Source organism: Aliiglaciecola sp. 3_MG-2023, assembly GCF_030548205.1.
GTDB lineage: Bacteria > Pseudomonadota > Gammaproteobacteria > Enterobacterales > Alteromonadaceae > Aliiglaciecola.
The window spans coordinates 136,227-153,304 of the sequence record NZ_JAUORV010000002.1 but is presented as its reverse complement, the minus strand read 5'-3'; the positions used below and the strand labels follow the sequence as shown (position 1 = coordinate 153,304).

Below are 17,078 nucleotides of genomic sequence, written 5' to 3'. Positions count from 1 at the left end.
CAATGTGTTAGCCTTTAAGCATATCGTATGGACTTGGGTAAGCTAGATCGAGTTCAAGGGTGTTAAGGGTAAATTCACTATTGATACATTTACCAAAGGGAAATGAGGTGTCTTCAACAAACTCCGGTGGAGGTACTTCCAATGCTGTTGCTGCATCTACATAATATTGTTGGCGTGTTGGATGCTCAAGACTGCATAAATGGTAAGTTTGGCCGAATTTATTCTTGTTAATTATCTTTTCAATGGCGTGAATTACGTCGTCTCTGTGAACGAGGTTAACTCGCTGTTGACCGTTTTCAATGTGTTTTCTACCACTTAAACTCCGCGCTGGATGCCTATGTTGTGAGACTAAACCGGCTAAACGAAGAATGCAGCCATGTTGCTGAAACATACTACGAACTGCATTTTCAATCTCAACGTGGATCACGCCACTGTGAGTTTGGGGGGCAACAGGCGTGTATTCATAAATCATCCCGTCAGCATTGCCATAAACTGCGGTGGTGGAAATAAAAATCACATTCTGAATGCCCTGATGTTTTGCTGTAGAAACTAAGGCTCGCATTTCTTGGCCAAATTTTTTTAAGGAAGGCGATTTTCTACCCGGTGGGATATTCAGAATCAATGTATGAGCGTTAAATAAAGGAGTTAACTTAGGACTGTCTAAATTATCTCCAAGCTCATACTGTATAGCTGAAACCCCCATGTCTTGTAATTTGTTTACTTCAGCAGCCGAACGCTTAGTGGCCACAACAAGGTGGCCACTTTTCATTAACGTTTGGGCAAGTGGTAAACCTAACCAACCCGCCCCAATAATTGCAATTTTCACGATTGTTATTTAAATCCTTACATTTTGCGGTCTGATTTGACAGTGATCAGGTTTAAACCAGATAACTCGCCCATGGAATTTTGAAGCTTATTTTCTGCATTATCGATTTTAGCGAGTCGCATGCAAAACGCATCCGCTTTTTGTTCTAATTTGTCGGCTCGTGCTTCAATTTTTTGTTCAATATTTTGACCAAAGTTATCCATACGTTGATCAAAATCATTGGTATCACCATCACCAAATATAAGCTCGGTTCCAAGGGCGATCATCAAGTGGCCGATTGATGCTGTAACCACCTCTTCTACAGTGTCTTCAAATTCTTGTTCCCACTTTGCTCCGAAAAATTCACCATCAGAAAAGTCAGCAGAATCTAGGTGAATGCTGCCATCTTCAGCATAAAAATTATGTTCAATTTTCTGTTTCACATCATCTAATTTGCTTTGGATTTTCTCAACAGCGTTGCTTTCTGAGCCAAGTAAATTACCTAACACTTCTGAGACGGCAACATTGGCTATGGCAACCCCATCTAAAGCAAGGTCAGCAGCAACAGGGACAGCATCGTAAATACCATTATAATATTCCGCTACCCACCTTTCTTGGTTTTTGTTGATATCCATGCGCTTGCCATTTACAAAAAGCGTTTCACCCGCGTCAATTTTAATTATGTCGTTGTCTTCAGTCGTCACAGTTAAAATGTTATTCATTAAAGAAACTTGACCATCCATACTTACATCGCACTCACCTGCAGCCGCTGTGCCTGTAAGTAACAATAAACTTGCGGCGATAACTGATTTTTTCATAATTTTTCCTTTATATACTTTAACGAATTAGGACAATGAGCTTTTTGCAAACACCGTCTATGATGATTGATTATGTTTGTAGATTAGCAACACTCTGGCCACTTTTATAAAGTTAAGTAATATCAAATAGTTAATGCAGTTTTAAGTTTTCGGATAGGGTGATTTGGACTTGTGAGTAGGAAGTTATGCTAAATGTTAGTCAAATTCACTACATTCATTTGGCTATTATATATTGAAGAATATTTTAACTGTTTGATATAGATCACTCCCCCAACAAAAGGTTTTGGTGCATAATATACAGAATTCATCGTTTATTAATTTGGAGATAGCATGGTTGATGCCGTTTTATTTGGAATAACAGTTCTTGTGTTTGTATTAGGCACAACTTGTTTAATTATGGGATTTCTACCTTCCCCTGCTGGTGGAATGCGTGAAAAAGTCGAGTATGGATTCTTTGGTGTCACAGGGTTAGTGGCAACTTTACTGTTGTCTGTTGCTATCGCCTGGAGCTAAGGCAACTCGTCTTTGCCTTTGACTTCAACGCTGACTAATTGGACGTTTTAAACATGACCCAATTAGTTAGCGCTCATGGTCTCAATGTTGGCGTTAAAATTTAAGCTCTATCACTTACTCGTTGATACGCTCTAAGGTTGAATACGGGCAGCATAGCTAAACAATGGTCAAAGATATCTGCTTGAACCCCTTCATAATTTACCCAGTTTTTATCCGCACAGAAGCAATATATTTCTAACGGCAAACCTGTTTCCGTTGGCGGGAGTTGGCGTACCATCATAGTCATTTCTTTGTTAAGTTGCATATGGTGTTGTAAATATGCGTTAACGTAAGCACGATATGTCCCTATATTGGTTAAACGACGACTGTTTAATAAATCTTGTTCGTCTATATGTTGTTGATTGTGATAATCCCTAAGTAATTGAATTTTTGATTCAATATAATCACTGATGTATCTGATTTTTTTATATTCAGCAAGGGTATCGGCATCACAAAATTCTATGCTATTAATATCGATCTGAATCGCTCGTTTTATCCGTCTGCCTCCTGATTCAGACATGCCACGCCAGTTTTTGACCGAGTCGCTTATCAGGGTATAAGTGGGAATTGTTGAGATAGTTTTATCCCAATTCTGTACTTTAACTGTGGTTAAACCCACTTCCAATACTTCGCCATCGGCACCGTATTTTTGCAGTTCTATCCAATCGCCATTATTCACCATGCGATTGGCTGCGATTTGGATACCCGCGACAAACCCTAAAATCGTGTCTCTAAATAACAAGAGTAAAACTGCTGTAACAGCACCTAAGCCAGAAAGTAACAAAAGAGGGGATTTATCGAGTAGGTTGGAAATAATAAGCAGGGCGGCGACGATAACAACGACCAGTTTAGCAACCTGGATAAAACCGGTGATAGGGGCTCGTTTGGCTAGTTCAGAGGCGTTATAAATATCTTCAACGGTGTTAAATAATGCACTACTTGACCACACTACTGAGATAGCGATATAAATCAGCATAGATTTTTGAATAAAGGTGTAGAAAATATTGGAGTCGTCTAACAATACCGGGGTTAGTAAGAACATAACCAAGGCCGGAACTATATGACAAATTCGCCTAAAAAAACCATGTTTATGGAGTTCGTCATCCCAATTATTTCGGCTCAACGAAACAATTTGAGAGATACGTCCTCGCATTAGCAAGCGGGTTAACATAAATGCAATAGTGGCTAACCCTATCGACAACAATATAGCGGAACCTTGATATAACCAGCTATGCTCGGTAATACCCGCATCAATACTATTTAAATTCGTTAGTAACCAATCTTTTACTTTCTCTTGTTTGAGCATTATTTTGAACTACCTAGCTGTGATATAAACTTATCTTTACTGTTCCATAATTGGTTCAGCCAAGTTTGAAAGCGTCCTTTAAATTCAACATCGTTAAAGTAGTCGCCAATCACATCATCTGTCACCGGTAATACATCAATATGAATAAATACCTGTTTCAGGTTGCCACAAAGCATATCCATCATTGGATGCTTAGTATTTTCGGGGTACAAAATCGTGACATTTAAAATATTGGTAAATTGTTCCCCCATACTTGCTAAAGTAAAGGCAACCCCTCCGGCCTTTGGCGGCAGCAGATGCTGATATTGGCTAGCCTTGGCGAGCTGCTTTTCAGGTGTAAATCGAGAGCCTTCGACAAAGTTAATCACAGTGGTAGGTGTTGTTTGAAACTTTTTACAGTACTTTCGCGTCGTTTCTATGTCTTTTCCTTTGAGGTGAGGGTTTTTCTCGACGAACTCTCTGCTATATCTTTGCATAAAAGGCATGCCAAGAGCCCAAGCTCCCAAACCCACGAAGGGTAACCAGATGAGTTCTTTTTTCAAAAAGAATTTAGGGGCAGGGATGCGCGTGGCTGCAAATTCAATTAATAAAATGATATCCAAGTAGCTTAAATGATTTGGCATCATTAAATACCAACTGTTTTTGTTTAGCTCTCCTTCCACGGAACAGTTCCAGGTAACGTTATTGGTAAGCTTTATTAGCTTGATGCTAATTACACCAAATGCAAACATCATAAAATGCATAATCGGGCTAAGCAGGGCGCTTATCCACTTGAAGGGTAGAAGAAGCTTCACCAATCCTAAAGAGATAATTAATACAGCCCAAAAACCCAGGTTTAGCATTTGCAGCGTAAAGTGAATTGGGAACATGATAAAAGCAGGGATAAAACTCAACATAATGGACTATTTACTCGACGACATAGTGGCAAGGGTTTCATCTTTTTCAGACCACAATTGATTCAGCCAACGCTGGAATCGAACTCGTTGCTCTGGATTGTCGAAATAATCCATGGCAAACGCATCACTATTGAGAATATCTTCAATGGAAAGAATACGAACTTTCACTTGTATATTTTTGACTCTGCCACAGGCAAAGTCCCAAAAACTGGGAATACCTTCTGGATAATAAATGGTTACGTCTAATAGCTTGTGCAACTGGTTACCCATAGCACTAAGCACAAACGCCATGCCGCCAGCCTTAGGTTTCAGAAGGTGTTTATAGGGGCCATTGATTCGCTTCAACTTTTCTTCTGTTAAACGGGTTCCCTCCACAAAATTCATAATACTTACGGGCTTAGTGCTGAATTTCTCACAAGCTTTACGAGTGCTTTCCATATCTTTTCCTTTCAGATGCGGATTTTTCGCCAGGAAGGATTTTGAATAACGACTCATAAATGGGAAGTCCAATGCCCACCATGCAATACCTAAAAACGGAACCCAGATTAACTCTTTTTTAAGGAAAAATTTAAGGAAAGGTATTTTACGGTTAAAAATTCTTTGTAAAACAAGTATATCCACCCAAGATTGATGATTCGAGGTAACTAAATACCAGTCATTCAAAGTGAGTGTTTCTATGCCTTCTACATCCCATTGGGTATTCGAAGTGATTTTCTGATTTAAATTATTAATGCTTATCCAAGCCGTTGCGCAACCATCTAAAGGGTAACTAATCCACTTTTGCCAAGTAGCGATGGGGAGCAGCTTCAAAATGGAAAGAAGTACAATAGGTATGACCCAAAAAACAGTATTAATGAAATAAAAAACGACAGATATGGTACCAACAAAATGACCAGTAATATTGCGGATAGACACGCTTGAATTGACCCTATTTCTCAGAATTAATGAGGGTTATTGTAAACTAAATTGTCGACATTGTTATAAACAATTATTGCAAGTCCAAAGCGGATTACAATAATTGATCTAACCAACTTCTATTTCGCGAAAAGTGGTTACCCAAAAATGCCATTTGATCAGCTAAAATACGTCGATTCATGAGGTAAAATCGCTCATACAAGTTGGGCGCAAAAGGCACGGCGATTAATGACATTTGAGCTTCATCAGGAGTTCGTGCTGCCTTGTGACAATTACATCGAATACATGCGGTAGCAGCGTTTGTCCAAATGTCTTTACCGCCACGAGAGCGGGGGATTATGTGGTCTCGAGTGAGTTGTGATGACTTAAACTTTTGTCCACAATACATACATAGAAAGTTATCACGGCGGAATAAATAGCGATTACACAAGGATATTTTACCATCTAAATTAGTCACTTTACCTTCACAACCAATGATGGATGAAAGTTGCAGACGACTTTGCACCCCTTGGTTGTTCCAACCACCAAGCATAACTTTCTTATTCTCACCTAATTCAAAAAGTACACGCTCTTGTGCATAGTACTTAGCCGCTTCTTCTGGTGTTATCCACGCTTGCGGCATACCTGATTTGTTTAATCGCAATACCATCATACACTTCCCCAATTCGATCTCGTTATGTGTAACTCGCCTGAAAATGGTTATTTTGTGGCTAGGTTTTCTTCTAAAGCCGCTATATTTGGCTTTCAAGCCTGTTTCTTTTGTTATGGTTTGAATCGGTATAAATAATATACAGTTACTGTGACAGATTTAATGCAAAAAATCTAACAATACAGCTTTGTCGAAAAACACATAATTATTTGTGTTTAAACAAAACTTTTTGTCTAGCTCGTGCATAATAAGACTATGTCATTGAATCTATAAAAGGACGGTATTTATTCAAGCTTATATTCCTGGACACAACGATTTGTGGTTCTTGCCGTTAGGGGGCACGGGGGAAATCGGTATGAACATGAACCTATTTGGTCATGACAGCCAATGGCTTATGGTAGATTGTGGTATCACTTTTGATGAGCCATTAAACTTAAAGCATGGGGTTGCGGTAGGGCCAAAGCATGATGTTGTATGTGCAGACCCTGCTTTTATTACCCGTCAAAAAGAAAATTTGGTGGGCATTGTTATCACCCATGCCCATGAAGATCATATCGGCGCATTGCCGCATCTTTGGCAACGCTTCAAGTGTCCGGTTTACACCACCCCCTATACCGCCGAGATTTTGCGTAGAAAACTACGTAATACCGCCAATCAAAATATGCCGATTATAGAAGTGGTATCCAATCAAATTGTTGATATTGGTGTGTTCAATGTGCAATGGATGCCCATCACTCACTCTATACCCGAACCCCATGGGTTAATAATTCGCACTGCGGCTGGGAATATTTTTCATACCGCTGATTGGAAAATTGATGCTCATCCTGTTACCGGTAAAGGCTTTAACGAACAGCCATTTAAACAGCTAAGAAAACAAAATATTTTAGCCATGATTTGTGACTCAACTAATGCCACCAAAAGCGGTTTCTCTTTGTCTGAAGGGGCTTGTTACCGTGGATTAAAACAATTGGTGGAAGGGGCGAGTGGACGGGTTGTGGTGGGGTGTTTTAGCAGCAATATTGCACGATTAATCACCTTGGCTAAAATCGCCAAACATACCGGGCGATATCTGGCGTTACTTGGACGTTCATTGCAAAACACAGTCGGAGCGGCGAAAGCAACAGGGCATTGGCCCGACGATTTAACCATTATTGACGCCTACCACAGCGGCTATTTACCGCCAAGGGAAGTGCTCGCTGTCGCAACGGGGAGTCAGGGAGAGCCGCGCGCCGCCATGTCTAGGCTTGCCCAGGATAATTATCGGGACTTATCTCTAGATGAAGGTGATTTAGTCATTTTCAGTTCAATTATTATTCCGGGTAATGAAAAAGCAGTTGAAACCCTTATCAAAGCCTTTAAAGCACGCAAAATACACACTGTGTTATCGGAAAGTAGCGAACTCCCTATTCATGCATCCGGACACCCTTGTGAAGAAGAGTTGAAGTTAATGTATAACTGGGTGCGACCGGAAGTGGCGGTGCCTACTCACGGAGAGGAAATGCACATGCAACGAAATGCGTATTTAGCCAAACAATCACAGGTTTTAAGAACCTTAACCGGCAAAAATGGGGATATATTTTTACTTGCACCTCAACTTGGTGTTAAGCGCCAAGCTATCAGAACTGGACGTATTGCGCTGCAGAACAATTAGATTGAACATGCTAGTCAATTTATGGGTTCACCTTGTACGCTTGCCAGCCATGACGATTGAAAACAAAACGATTACGTATATGAGGGGTAGGTTTAAGTTGCAGATGATCTACCTCTGTCACTGAAAATAACAACACACAAAAGTTATCACTCATTGGCTGTGTCGGATTACTTTGATTAGCGTGCGACTGAAATTCATCATCAAGGGCTAGAATCTCCCCCGGTGTATCCCAAAAGTATGACTGCTTTGCAGACTCTGAAAGTTGCTGCCAGTGCTGTAAACGAAGCGATTGTTGTTTACTTTGGGCAGTTATTACCTGAATGCTGCCAGTGAAGCGGAACTGTTCTCTAGATTGGCTAAAATACCAGCATATTTGAGCGTGATTATTTGCTGCAATATCCTGAATTTTTTTGCTACGAATATCAGTGTGAATAAGTAAGGATCCCGTTGTTTCCAAAAAGCCACGAAATACAACCGTTCTCACTTCAGGTTGGTTTTTATGGTTAATTGTCGCCAATTGCAGGTATTTTGATTCTGGCAGGGCTTGGTTATCATTTAATACCCCCTGTAGTTTCTTTAACCAAGTTGCGGTATCTCTATTGCTATCCATTTTTGCTTTCAACATCTTCTATTTTAAGGCTAATTAATATGTATTGCACAACAGCTTAGGTTTTTGTCAATTATGCAATTTTACACGCATCCTAGGATTGGCAATAGCAGCCCTCACCATCGGCTATGACTGTGGCACCTAAATGTTCGTTAGCAACAATTGTGTTTGCAATGGGCTCAATCAAACTTGTCTTAGGGCTACAAAAATAACCTGTGGAATAAGGACCTAAATAGCCTAAATTGCCAGATTCATCAAAAATCACCATGGCAGGGTAGGATGGGATGAGTTTTCTGATTTTTGTAGCCTCTTTAGGGTTAACCGTTTTAACGATATAGCCATTTTCAGCGAATGTCCGATTGAGTTTGCGAATGTGAGTGCTAGATAAGTTATTGCAGTCACATGATTGTTCGCCAATATGAAAAACTGTCTTGTGCAGCGGTTGACCCACTTCTGAAAAAACCGACTTTACTTTACCATCAAAGTCTTGAGCCATTGAGGCTGTTAACAGCAATTGCTGAGGATCAAAATTGGTTACTTTATTTTGAGCAATATAAGCCAATGTGAACAGGCTAAGTCCTGCCCACATCACCATTCCCAAAATTCCTTTAGTAGACATATTTAGTATTATTGAAATTTATTGAGGCTTAGCATCAGCTTATGAGATATTAACTCTAATTCATTGGTTTCTTTAGAAACCGAATGTACTAAGTCTGACTCTTGTTCGCTAATTGAATTTAATTGCCCTACGGATGAGGCGATGTTATTGATAACTTTCGTTTGCTCTTCCACCGCATCTTTCAAACCGTTTGTTACGTTGTCTACCTGTTCAATATTGGATTGTACGTTTTGCATGAAGTTTAGGGCTGAGTCAGCTTGTTTACTGGTGATACTTCCTGAAGCCATGCAGTCTTCCATAAATGCACTTGATTGTTTGGACGATGACAATAATCTCGCCATAATTTCATTCACTTCTTCTGTACTGACTTTGGTCCTCGATGCAAGTTGTCGAACTTCATCGGCAACCACCGCAAATCCGCGACCTTGTTCACCCGCTCTGGCTGCTTCGATGGCTGCGTTGAGAGCCAATAAATTGGTTTGATCGGCAATGGATTGGATGGTTTCTAATACGCTAGAAATACAAGTGCACTCATTAGCTAAATCTTCGATACTTTTACTGGTTTTTGAAATGTTATCTACTAACTTGCTTACTTCGCTATTGGCGTTCGTCATTTCCATTTGTGCTTTTTCGGTATCCAGTCTTGCTTCACTAGCGCGATTATAGGTTTCTAATGCCAGTTCAGAGATGGTTCTTGCAGAGTTGGATAGCTGTTCGGAAGCACTAGCAATAGAAGATATTTCAGCATCTGCAATTGGCTTAAAGTCTTGTAGTTCGGAAGATGCCGCTTTGGTTGAAGATGCATTTCGGTCGATATTTTTTCCCAAAACTTCAACTTCTTTCACAATAGTTTCAAAAGAGTCTATTAATTGATTAAAGGCCGCTACAGATTGAATATCAATATTCGAATTTGAACGATAGGTTAAATTAAATTTTCCATCCTCTTTAGAGATATTATCCACGCCTTTTATGACTTCATGGGCAGCTCGGCTGGTGACTGCATTCTCTTTACTCATCCAGGCTAAAAGCACCGATTGAGTAATAGCGTAAGCGAAATGCACCAAAAGCAAAGTTAACAGTAAATTACCGTCAACCAATATGTATAACGGTGCTCCAGCTTTTTGTAGAAAGAAAAAGCTGGTGTGGTGCGCAGCGACAACTATGACAGCGGTAACGAAAATTCGCCAGTTCTGGTAAAAAGCTAAAAAAGACATTAATACAAAAATGCCAAAATGAATTTCAGTTAACCCCTGCATTTGTTGAATATGCAGTGCTGAAAACAACATAAAACTGATGGCAACGACATGTTGCGTGATTTCTGCTTGACCGTTTCTATTGATCATAACGAGGGGGATTGCGGCAGTTGGAATGCCCACGATGACAGCTTCAAGCCAAGTTCCATAAATGGGGGCAATGGCGAGGCTAATAAGCAATAATATCAATAACGCAAATGAGACGACTTTGTTTGCGCTATCTATCCATGGTCGATTTATCGTATCCATAATATTCATCCACGTAGTTAACATAGGTCAAATATGGAGGTTGCTAGCTAATTTGCCAAATTAGTCTTTTGAATGTCATTATATAGGCAATATTAATGGTAATTGAACAACCTCTCTCAAATTACGGCAATCACTTAAGCATGCCGAGACACTTTTATTTTATCGCCCAGCAGCTTTATAACATTACCGTAACTAATGTATAACAAACATATTTTAGCATTCGATTATCACTAAACTTAATGTTAGCTTGGATTGACGTATTTTTCCTTTCCATTATCGGAGTTCATAAATGACAGTAAGCAAACAATTATTCACCGAAATTACTTCTAACGGTCAATTAGTCGTTTCATTAAAAGAACGTGAAATCCCGTCGTTAAAGGTCCATGAAGTCTTAGTCCAAATTCAGGCCGCACCTATTAATCCATCGGATATGTGGCCAATGTTTGGTCCAGCAGACCTAAACAAAGGATCACTTAACAAGCAAGAAATGGCATTTACGGCGCCAGTTTCGCCATCTATGCTTGGCCGTGTGAAATCAAGGCTAGATCAAGTATTACCTATTGGTAATGAAGGCGCAGGAAAAGTTGTGGCCACTGGTGATAGTGAAGCGGCCAATGAAATGTTGGGAAAAACCGTGGGGATATTAAGTGGAGCTGCTTATTCTGAGTATTGTGTTGTGCCCTGGCAGGCCTGTATTGTCCACAATGAAAACACAACCGCTAAACAAGCCGCCTCGTCTTTTGTTAACCCGCTAACCGCACTTGGAATGGTTGAAACTATGCGCTCTGAAGGACATTCGGCTTTGGTCCATACGGCAGCGGCTTCAAGTTTAGGAATAATGCTGAACAAGATATGCCTAGCTGAAGATGTTCCTTTAGTGAATATAGTGAGAAAACAAGAACAGGTAGAGCTCTTAGAAAAGTTAGGAGCAAAATATATTTGCAACTCTTCAAGTGAAAGTTTTAAACAAGATCTATATGAAGCCATTGAGGCTACCGGTGCTACGCTGGCTTTCGATGCCATTGGTGGTGGGGATTTAGTCAGTGATATATTGACCGCAATGGAGCAAGTTGGTAGTAAAGATGCCAAAGGGTTTAATACTTACGGTTCAGCAGACAATAAGCAAGTGTATATATACGGTGGTTTAGACTTCTCGCCAACTGTGTTAAATCGAGCTTATGGTATGACGTGGGGGATTGGAGGCTGGTTATTGATGCAGTTCCTTGGCAAGCAAAGCCCACAAAAAGTAAAACAACTGCATCAGCGTGTTGCCAATGAAATTAACACAACCTTTGCCATTGACTTCACTGATGAGCTGTCTTTTGAGCAGGCTCTACAGCCAAGTACTATCGGTAAATATATGGCCAAAAAAACCGGTGAAAAATTTCTGCTCAATCCAAGCCTAGGTTAGGCTCTAAGGTAAACGAAATGAAGCACCCTATCTAGGCAACAGATAGGGTGTAAATTGTTATGCTGCAGCTACATTAAATAAATCGACAAAAGAAGGCTGTAATTGAATATCCACAGGCAATTTCAGTATTCTTGCCACATCACTTGCAGAAATAAGTCCACGGATTTCATGGTTGCTTTTATCAATGACTAAACAATGTTGTTGATGGTTATCCCTTAGTGTTTCCACAACATCACCAACACTAGCGGCCCTTAAGTCTTCATAAGAAAACGCTTTAAGGCTATTTTTGGAGCGCATAAAATCGGTGACTGTTATCTCTTCTCTTGGTTGATTTTTAGTGACTTTAGCAAGAATTCTTTGCTCGCTTATGTCACTCAAAGAGACAATGCCAATGAAATTTTGCTCACTGTCGAGTACTAACTCCATTCTAACGTGAGATCTTTTCATTAGACCTTCGAGTTCAACCGCTTTAGTTGATGCATCGATAACCAAAGGTGTAAATTTTTTGAAATCAGTGAAGATAGATAATGCATTTGAATGCATGGTAATACCGGTGTTCTCTGGTGGCCATGCGAGTCTGTCTACAGATTCGGTGTTATAGAGCGCTAACTTTTTCATTTTTACGCTCCTTCTTAACTGTTTTTAGCAGATTGTTTTTAGTTTTAGACTGAATATAAGCACAGTCACTACGATAACGAATTAAAACGTCAGTTATACTCATGGGAATACCCTCTGATTTATATTATTAGAAAATTTATTTTTTATATCAGATGGTTAGAGAGGGAGGGCCACGAATGAAGTCAGTGTTTTTGGAAACCAGATAGGTTTCATTACGCTGAAAGGTAACCCCTAAGTAGTTAACAGAATGGGCGGATGCGGAAACGGAATTGATTGTCGCATCAAGGTCTAAGTCGAAAGGATCAAGGTTAAATATTTCAGCCTGCTCGACTATTGAAGTCGTTTGATCTATTGCCCCTTGCGATTGTTCAAGCGCTACTGATGAGAAGCTAAAACTAGCTACCCATGACATCAGCAATATATTGAACCAAAGGACTTTCATCAATTTCTTACTCGTTAATATTTAAACTTGTTTATTACAGTGTTTGTAAACTGGATTGATAAACACATAAAAAGTAGATTAATGACTTTATACATGTGAACTCATATCTGGTTTTTAAAGGGTAGGAGCAAAAGTGAAAATGAAGGAACTGCTTTCTCCTAACCTGTTATGAATTAAAATACGCTCATACGGTGACTTAGTACAAACCCTTCAACCCATTAAATCGACCAGTTATCGAAAATGTTAAAGAATTGTCAAAATTTATCGTGCTAATTTTAAGTGTTCAGTTTTGTTATTTGCGCCATTGATGCACACAATTCCTCAATCGACTCAAGCGGGATCTAAACACAGGTTGTGATACCCTCAACCTTAGAGTCAATTTAGCCTTATTTGAGTACATCAGCTTTTGCCAAAAAAGAAGCTAAGCTTCCTTCCGTTTACGTTGTCGTTGCGAACCAAAATAGTAAAGGTCATCAAACGCACCCGTTGCATTTTAGAAGTTGAAACCGTGACTATTCTGGATTCTTTACTCCTGATCCTTGCACAGTATACAGTTTGATTTTTCCTAACTCTTTTTGAAATGCTATAATGCGCCATCTTATTTTCCTGCTTAAAAACTTGGACCCCAAAAAGGCTCTTTTGGGCCCACGAAAGAGTGAAAATAAGGCATTAAAGGCATAAATACCGCTATTGGTATTTATGCGGGAATTTAGATATTAACCATATAAAACATAGGCTTAAGTTGAATAATAACCTGACTCCCATCAACCGCACCATTTCCGTCGCGCCAATGCTGGATTGGACGGATAAGCATTGTCGTTATTTTTTACGGCAGATATCACAACATTCGTTGTTATATACCGAAATGGTGACAACGGGGGCGATCATTTTTGGCAAAGGCGATTATTTAGCTTTCAATGAAGCCGAGCATCCTGTTGCATTGCAGCTTGGTGGTTCTGACCCTGCAGATATGGCGCGCTGTGCGTTGCTAGCTCAAGAGCGTGGTTATGATGAAGTTAACATTAATGTTGGCTGTCCTTCTGATCGTGTGCAAAATGGCCGGTTTGGTGCGTGTTTGATGGCTGAGCCAGAAACCGTTGCCGCTTGTATAAAGAGTATGCAGGCTGAAGTCGATATTCCAGTAACGGTTAAGTCGCGCATCGGTATTGATGAAATGGACGAGTACGAGGATCTAACTCGGTTCATTAGTCAAGTAGCTGATTCGGGTTGTGATACTTTTATTGTACATGCCCGCAAGGCCTGGCTGAAGGGACTCAGTCCAAAGGAAAATCGTGATATTCCGCCATTAATGTATGAGCGTGTTTATCATCTGAAAGAACAATTTCCTGATTTACACATTAGTATTAATGGTGGTGTAAAGACTTTGGATGATGTGGCTTTGCATCTGAACTATATAGATGGCGTTATGATTGGCCGGGAGGTTTACAGTAACCCTTACATCTTAGCTGAAGTTGATAATCGCTTTTATCAAGACACTCATCAAGTGCCGAGCCGCCATGATATTGTGAAAGCTATGGTTGAATATGCGCAAACTCAATTGGAATTGCCTCACACCCGAATTTGGCACATTGCTAGACACATGCTTGGGTTATTTCAAGGGCAACCCGGGGCGCGCATTTGGCGTCGCTACTTAAGTCAAAATGGTACCCAGAAAGGCGTAGGTATAGAGCTATTAACGGATGCCTTAGATACCCTTAATGAAGCTCAATTCCAGGCGCAACAATTTCGCAATACTCATGCACCTGATCAAGTTGGTTAAAATCGCCAACTGACTTGGTCAAAAACACCAAAAAATTATTTTTTACTCCATTAAAATCCTTGGCGACGTTTAAACTATTTCTTTTTATTTTTAAAAAGTACTTTAAAATCAATTGGATATATATTTTCTTAGTAGTTGGCACAACTATCGCAATAATGATTGCGACTTAACTAGTAACTGAATAATCAGTTACAAACACAACTACTAAGGAAATTATTATGTTTAAGAAAATCACAACAGCAACAGTACTTATCTCTGGTTTATTTGTAGCGTCAACTGCTCAAGCCACAGAAGTCTCCGTAGAACAACTTGTTGGTTCACTTATTTCTCAAGCCGTTGAAGTAACAAAAGAAGAAATATCATACGGTGTTGAAGAGGCTATTTTGACAGTAAACAACTCAATTGGTTTTGAGTCAGGTTCACAAGATTACGTCACTAATGTCACTATCACAGATTTGAACAGTAACGTTGAAGCTAAAAAACAAGAAAATGATAAAGCCGAATAGTAAGGAGAGACGCTATGTTTAATCACATACATCTACTTACACTATTGTTAGCACCGGTTATGGCCTATCTTGCAGCTGCACTCGTATTTAGTCTTGTTGAGTGTAAGAAGAATAGCCATGCAGTACCGGTTAACGGTTCCAACCTCCAATACCATGACGGTCGTAACTCGCAGTAGAGACCGTCATTGTTTTTGGCTCATTTTGTTCGGTAGCTTCTCTACAATGGGGATCTAAATTTCTGCTCTAACGCTATCTACAATAAAAAACTTTTCAACCAATCTAGTATCCACTACTCATCTAATAGCTATCATGTTTACCTTATTCCAGTCTGAGATGAAATTCATAGCATTTTACTTTATTTATGTTTGATGTATACTTGACTTGTCAATTAAAAGTCGAGGTGCAAGATGCAACAACTTACCGAATCTATGTCATTACTGGTTAATTTAAACCTGGCTTCAATAAAGCTGAATAAAAAGCTAGACCGAAGTTTAGGTGTGCATGGCATTAGTTTTAGCGAATTTATGGCGTTACATGTTCTCGCTGAACAACCTTCCTACACCATGAGTCGGATTGCCTTAGCGGAAGCATTGGGAATGACCGCTTCCGGTGTCACTCGTATGTTGAACCCTATGGATAAGATTCACTTAATTGAAAAACAAAAGAATCCAAGAGATGCCAGAGTCAGTTTAGTGCAGCTATCAGCAACGGGTAAGTCACTTTACGAAGATGCATCGGTTACCTTTAAACATTTTTCCGAAAATCTTTTATCTGATTTACGACAATATCAAATGGAATCCGTATTAGAGGTGTTAAAGAAGCTGTAAATGACTCTCTCGAAAGTTGCTTTTCATTTAGTACTTATACACGATTAAGGTTTGTTCTCTTTGGATCCCTAATCACAGCTTTGCCTTTAATTTCGTATCCTAAATCTAAAATACAGACCACATTAACCTGGTGACCCTTTTTTCCAAAGCTGAACATCAAGGTGACCGATAGCGCCTTGCTGTTTCCTTTTCCCTACTCGTAAAAGCAGGTTTAGTTGACCTTCAATTCCATTCTTTTCTTACTTTAATAATTTGACCAATTATTTGGTTAATTTGACTAAAATCTTAATTTAGCTTGCCGTTCTGTTTTTGTGAAATTCTAAAGAATTTTGTTTAAATCCAATTAAATCAATGGTTTGCTGGGTTTTGAAAGTTTGGCACGTAGATTGTAATAAGTGAAGTACTGGTAAAGAAAACTGAATTTAGAATTATAAAAGGTAATTCAAAATACAACACTCATAATAATCTCGGAGGATCGAAAAATGGGTATGTTCACAAGAATGTCAGACATCGTACAAGCAAATCTTAATGCCATCTTAGACAAAGCGGAAGATCCACAAAAGGTTATTCGTTTAATTGTACAAGAGATGGAAGAAACCTTAGTTGAAATTCGCTCTGTTGCAGCACGAAGTTTAGCTGACAAAAAGCATTTATCGCGCAAACAAGAAAAACTCCAGCAGCAAATTAAAGATTGGCAAAATAAAGCCACGGTTGCCATGAAAAAAGAACGTGAAGATCTCGCTAGAGCAGCGTTAGTTGAAAAGAATAAAGCGCAAGAGTCTTTAACGTCTTTGACTAAGGAAATGGACGTTGTCGAAGAGGCAATCACCAAATTACAAGAAGATACTTCGCGTTTACAAGAAAAATTGAAAGAAGCGAGAAGTCGTCAAAAAGCGCTAGACATCAGACAGCAATCGGTATCTGTGCGTCTTAAAGCAAAAACCACTCAGAATGTTGAAAAAATTGATGATGCCATTGCACGATTTGAACATTATGAAAGTCGTATCGACGATTTGGAGTCGCAAGTTGAAGCTTATGACTTAGTGTCACCAAGCAATTCATTGAGCGCACAGATTGAGCAACTTGAACAAGATGAAAATATTGAAAAAGAGTTAGCAGCTTTGCGTAAAAAAGTCGCCTAGAAAAATGCTAGCAACCCAACATATTTCGATTT

Annotated in this window: 19 protein-coding genes; 8 read left to right on the top strand and 11 right to left on the bottom strand. The window is 39.5% G+C overall.

Going from position 1 to position 17,078, the window contains the following annotated elements:
* Positions 1 to 7: 7 nt before the first annotated feature.
* Both Q4574_RS02675 and Q4574_RS02670 read right to left on the bottom strand, forming a co-directional pair.
* Entirely contained in the window at positions 8 to 826 is an 819-nt protein-coding gene (locus Q4574_RS02675) for an NAD-dependent epimerase/dehydratase family protein (protein WP_303471130.1), read from the bottom strand.
* A 17-nt stretch (positions 827 to 843) separates the two neighbouring features.
* Positions 844 to 1,623, bottom strand: coding sequence for a YggN family protein (locus Q4574_RS02670; protein WP_303471128.1), 780 nt, complete (start codon positions 1,621 to 1,623; stop codon positions 844 to 846).
* 330 nt (positions 1,624 to 1,953) lie between these two features.
* On the opposite strand from Q4574_RS02670, the gene Q4574_RS02665 reads away from it, so the two are divergent.
* Positions 1,954 to 2,136, top strand: coding sequence for a hypothetical protein (locus Q4574_RS02665; RefSeq protein WP_303471126.1), 183 nt, complete (start codon positions 1,954 to 1,956; stop codon positions 2,134 to 2,136).
* A 100-nt stretch (positions 2,137 to 2,236) separates the two neighbouring features.
* On the opposite strand, the gene Q4574_RS02660 is transcribed toward Q4574_RS02665, so the two are convergent.
* From Q4574_RS02660 to Q4574_RS02645, 4 genes are all read right to left on the bottom strand, one after another.
* Entirely contained in the window at positions 2,237 to 3,481 is a 1,245-nt protein-coding gene (locus Q4574_RS02660; protein WP_303471123.1) for a mechanosensitive ion channel family protein, read from the bottom strand.
* A complete protein-coding gene (locus tag Q4574_RS02655) occupies positions 3,481 to 4,377 on the bottom strand; it encodes an acyltransferase (protein ID WP_303471121.1) in 897 nt (298 codons plus the stop codon). Before Q4574_RS02655 ends, Q4574_RS02660 begins: the two co-directional genes overlap by 1 nt.
* Positions 4,378 to 4,383: 6 nt before the next feature.
* On the bottom strand, positions 4,384 to 5,286 hold the full coding sequence (locus Q4574_RS02650) for an acyltransferase (protein ID WP_303471669.1): 903 nt from the start codon (positions 5,284 to 5,286) through the stop codon (positions 4,384 to 4,386).
* Positions 5,287 to 5,386: 100 nt separating this feature from the next.
* A complete protein-coding gene (locus Q4574_RS02645) occupies positions 5,387 to 5,944 on the bottom strand; it encodes an HNH endonuclease (protein WP_303471119.1) in 558 nt (185 codons plus the stop codon).
* Between the two features lie 358 nt (positions 5,945 to 6,302).
* Between Q4574_RS02645 and Q4574_RS02640 the strand changes: the two genes are divergently transcribed.
* Positions 6,303 to 7,592 (top strand): ribonuclease J, encoded by a 1,290-nt coding sequence (locus Q4574_RS02640; RefSeq protein ID WP_303471666.1) that lies wholly within the window; start codon positions 6,303 to 6,305, stop codon positions 7,590 to 7,592.
* Positions 7,593 to 7,611: 19 nt separating this feature from the next.
* Here Q4574_RS02640 and Q4574_RS02635 read toward each other — a convergent pair whose 3' ends face one another.
* From Q4574_RS02635 to Q4574_RS02625, 3 genes are all read right to left on the bottom strand, one after another.
* A complete protein-coding gene (locus Q4574_RS02635) occupies positions 7,612 to 8,202 on the bottom strand; it encodes a pyridoxamine 5'-phosphate oxidase family protein (protein ID WP_303471116.1) in 591 nt (196 codons plus the stop codon).
* 91 nt (positions 8,203 to 8,293) lie between these two features.
* Complete coding sequence (locus Q4574_RS02630; RefSeq protein WP_303471114.1) at positions 8,294 to 8,794, bottom strand: DUF6436 domain-containing protein; 501 nt, start codon at positions 8,792 to 8,794, stop codon at positions 8,294 to 8,296.
* A 32-nt stretch (positions 8,795 to 8,826) separates the two neighbouring features.
* A complete protein-coding gene (locus tag Q4574_RS02625; RefSeq protein ID WP_303471111.1) occupies positions 8,827 to 10,320 on the bottom strand; it encodes a methyl-accepting chemotaxis protein in 1,494 nt (497 codons plus the stop codon).
* Positions 10,321 to 10,609: 289 nt separating this feature from the next.
* Between Q4574_RS02625 and Q4574_RS02620 the strand changes: the two genes are divergently transcribed.
* Positions 10,610 to 11,731, top strand: coding sequence for a zinc-binding dehydrogenase (locus tag Q4574_RS02620; protein WP_303471108.1), 1,122 nt, complete (start codon positions 10,610 to 10,612; stop codon positions 11,729 to 11,731).
* Positions 11,732 to 11,788: 57 nt separating this feature from the next.
* On the opposite strand, the gene Q4574_RS02615 is transcribed toward Q4574_RS02620, so the two are convergent.
* Both Q4574_RS02615 and Q4574_RS02610 read right to left on the bottom strand, forming a co-directional pair.
* Positions 11,789 to 12,349: a CBS domain-containing protein gene (locus Q4574_RS02615; RefSeq protein ID WP_303471106.1), complete on the bottom strand. Its 561-nt coding sequence runs from the start codon at positions 12,347 to 12,349 to the stop codon at positions 11,789 to 11,791.
* A 148-nt stretch (positions 12,350 to 12,497) separates the two neighbouring features.
* A complete protein-coding gene (locus tag Q4574_RS02610; RefSeq protein WP_303471104.1) occupies positions 12,498 to 12,791 on the bottom strand; it encodes a hypothetical protein in 294 nt (97 codons plus the stop codon).
* Positions 12,792 to 13,533: 742 nt separating this feature from the next.
* Between Q4574_RS02610 and dusA the strand changes: the two genes are divergently transcribed.
* The 5 genes from dusA to pspA all read left to right on the top strand — a co-directional run bounded on the left by dusA (position 13,534) and on the right by pspA (position 17,046).
* Positions 13,534 to 14,571 (top strand): tRNA dihydrouridine(20/20a) synthase DusA, encoded by a 1,038-nt coding sequence (dusA, locus tag Q4574_RS02605; protein ID WP_303471103.1) that lies wholly within the window; start codon positions 13,534 to 13,536, stop codon positions 14,569 to 14,571.
* A 218-nt stretch (positions 14,572 to 14,789) separates the two neighbouring features.
* A complete protein-coding gene (locus Q4574_RS02600; protein WP_303471100.1) occupies positions 14,790 to 15,077 on the top strand; it encodes a hypothetical protein in 288 nt (95 codons plus the stop codon).
* 14 nt (positions 15,078 to 15,091) lie between these two features.
* Entirely contained in the window at positions 15,092 to 15,253 is a 162-nt protein-coding gene (locus Q4574_RS02595; protein WP_303471098.1) for a hypothetical protein, read from the top strand.
* Positions 15,254 to 15,484: 231 nt separating this feature from the next.
* Entirely contained in the window at positions 15,485 to 15,904 is a 420-nt protein-coding gene (locus Q4574_RS02590) for a MarR family winged helix-turn-helix transcriptional regulator (protein WP_303471095.1), read from the top strand.
* A gap of 482 nt (positions 15,905 to 16,386) precedes the next feature.
* Positions 16,387 to 17,046, top strand: coding sequence for a phage shock protein PspA (pspA, locus tag Q4574_RS02585; protein ID WP_303471093.1), 660 nt, complete (start codon positions 16,387 to 16,389; stop codon positions 17,044 to 17,046).
* The last annotated feature ends 32 nt before the right edge of the window (positions 17,047 to 17,078 follow it).

Excerpts from the sequence above, each read along its gene's own strand:
- Q4574_RS02670 (WP_303471128.1), bottom strand. The coding sequence starts at position 1,623 with ATGAAAAAATCAGTTATCGCCGCAAGTTTATTGTTACTTACAGGCACA.
- Q4574_RS02665 (WP_303471126.1), top strand. The coding sequence starts at position 1,954 with ATGGTTGATGCCGTTTTATTTGGAATAACAGTTCTTGTGTTTGTATTA.
- Q4574_RS02660 (WP_303471123.1), bottom strand. The coding sequence starts at position 3,481 with ATGCTCAAACAAGAGAAAGTAAAAGATTGGTTACTAACGAATTTAAAT.
- Q4574_RS02655 (WP_303471121.1), bottom strand. The coding sequence starts at position 4,377 with ATGTTGAGTTTTATCCCTGCTTTTATCATGTTCCCAATTCACTTTACG.
- Q4574_RS02645 (WP_303471119.1), bottom strand. The coding sequence starts at position 5,944 with ATGATGGTATTGCGATTAAACAAATCAGGTATGCCGCAAGCGTGGATA.
- Q4574_RS02640 (WP_303471666.1), top strand. The coding sequence starts at position 6,303 with ATGAACCTATTTGGTCATGACAGCCAATGGCTTATGGTAGATTGTGGT.
- Q4574_RS02635 (WP_303471116.1), bottom strand. The coding sequence starts at position 8,202 with ATGGATAGCAATAGAGATACCGCAACTTGGTTAAAGAAACTACAGGGG.
- Q4574_RS02630 (WP_303471114.1), bottom strand. The coding sequence starts at position 8,794 with ATGGTGATGTGGGCAGGACTTAGCCTGTTCACATTGGCTTATATTGCT.
- Q4574_RS02625 (WP_303471111.1), bottom strand. The coding sequence starts at position 10,320 with ATGGATACGATAAATCGACCATGGATAGATAGCGCAAACAAAGTCGTC.
- Q4574_RS02620 (WP_303471108.1), top strand. The coding sequence starts at position 10,610 with ATGACAGTAAGCAAACAATTATTCACCGAAATTACTTCTAACGGTCAA.
- Q4574_RS02615 (WP_303471106.1), bottom strand. The coding sequence starts at position 12,349 with ATGAAAAAGTTAGCGCTCTATAACACCGAATCTGTAGACAGACTCGCA.
- Q4574_RS02610 (WP_303471104.1), bottom strand. The coding sequence starts at position 12,791 with ATGAAAGTCCTTTGGTTCAATATATTGCTGATGTCATGGGTAGCTAGT.
- Q4574_RS02600 (WP_303471100.1), top strand. The coding sequence starts at position 14,790 with ATGTTTAAGAAAATCACAACAGCAACAGTACTTATCTCTGGTTTATTT.
- Q4574_RS02595 (WP_303471098.1), top strand. The coding sequence starts at position 15,092 with ATGTTTAATCACATACATCTACTTACACTATTGTTAGCACCGGTTATG.
- Q4574_RS02590 (WP_303471095.1), top strand. The coding sequence starts at position 15,485 with ATGCAACAACTTACCGAATCTATGTCATTACTGGTTAATTTAAACCTG.
- pspA (WP_303471093.1), top strand. The coding sequence starts at position 16,387 with ATGGGTATGTTCACAAGAATGTCAGACATCGTACAAGCAAATCTTAAT.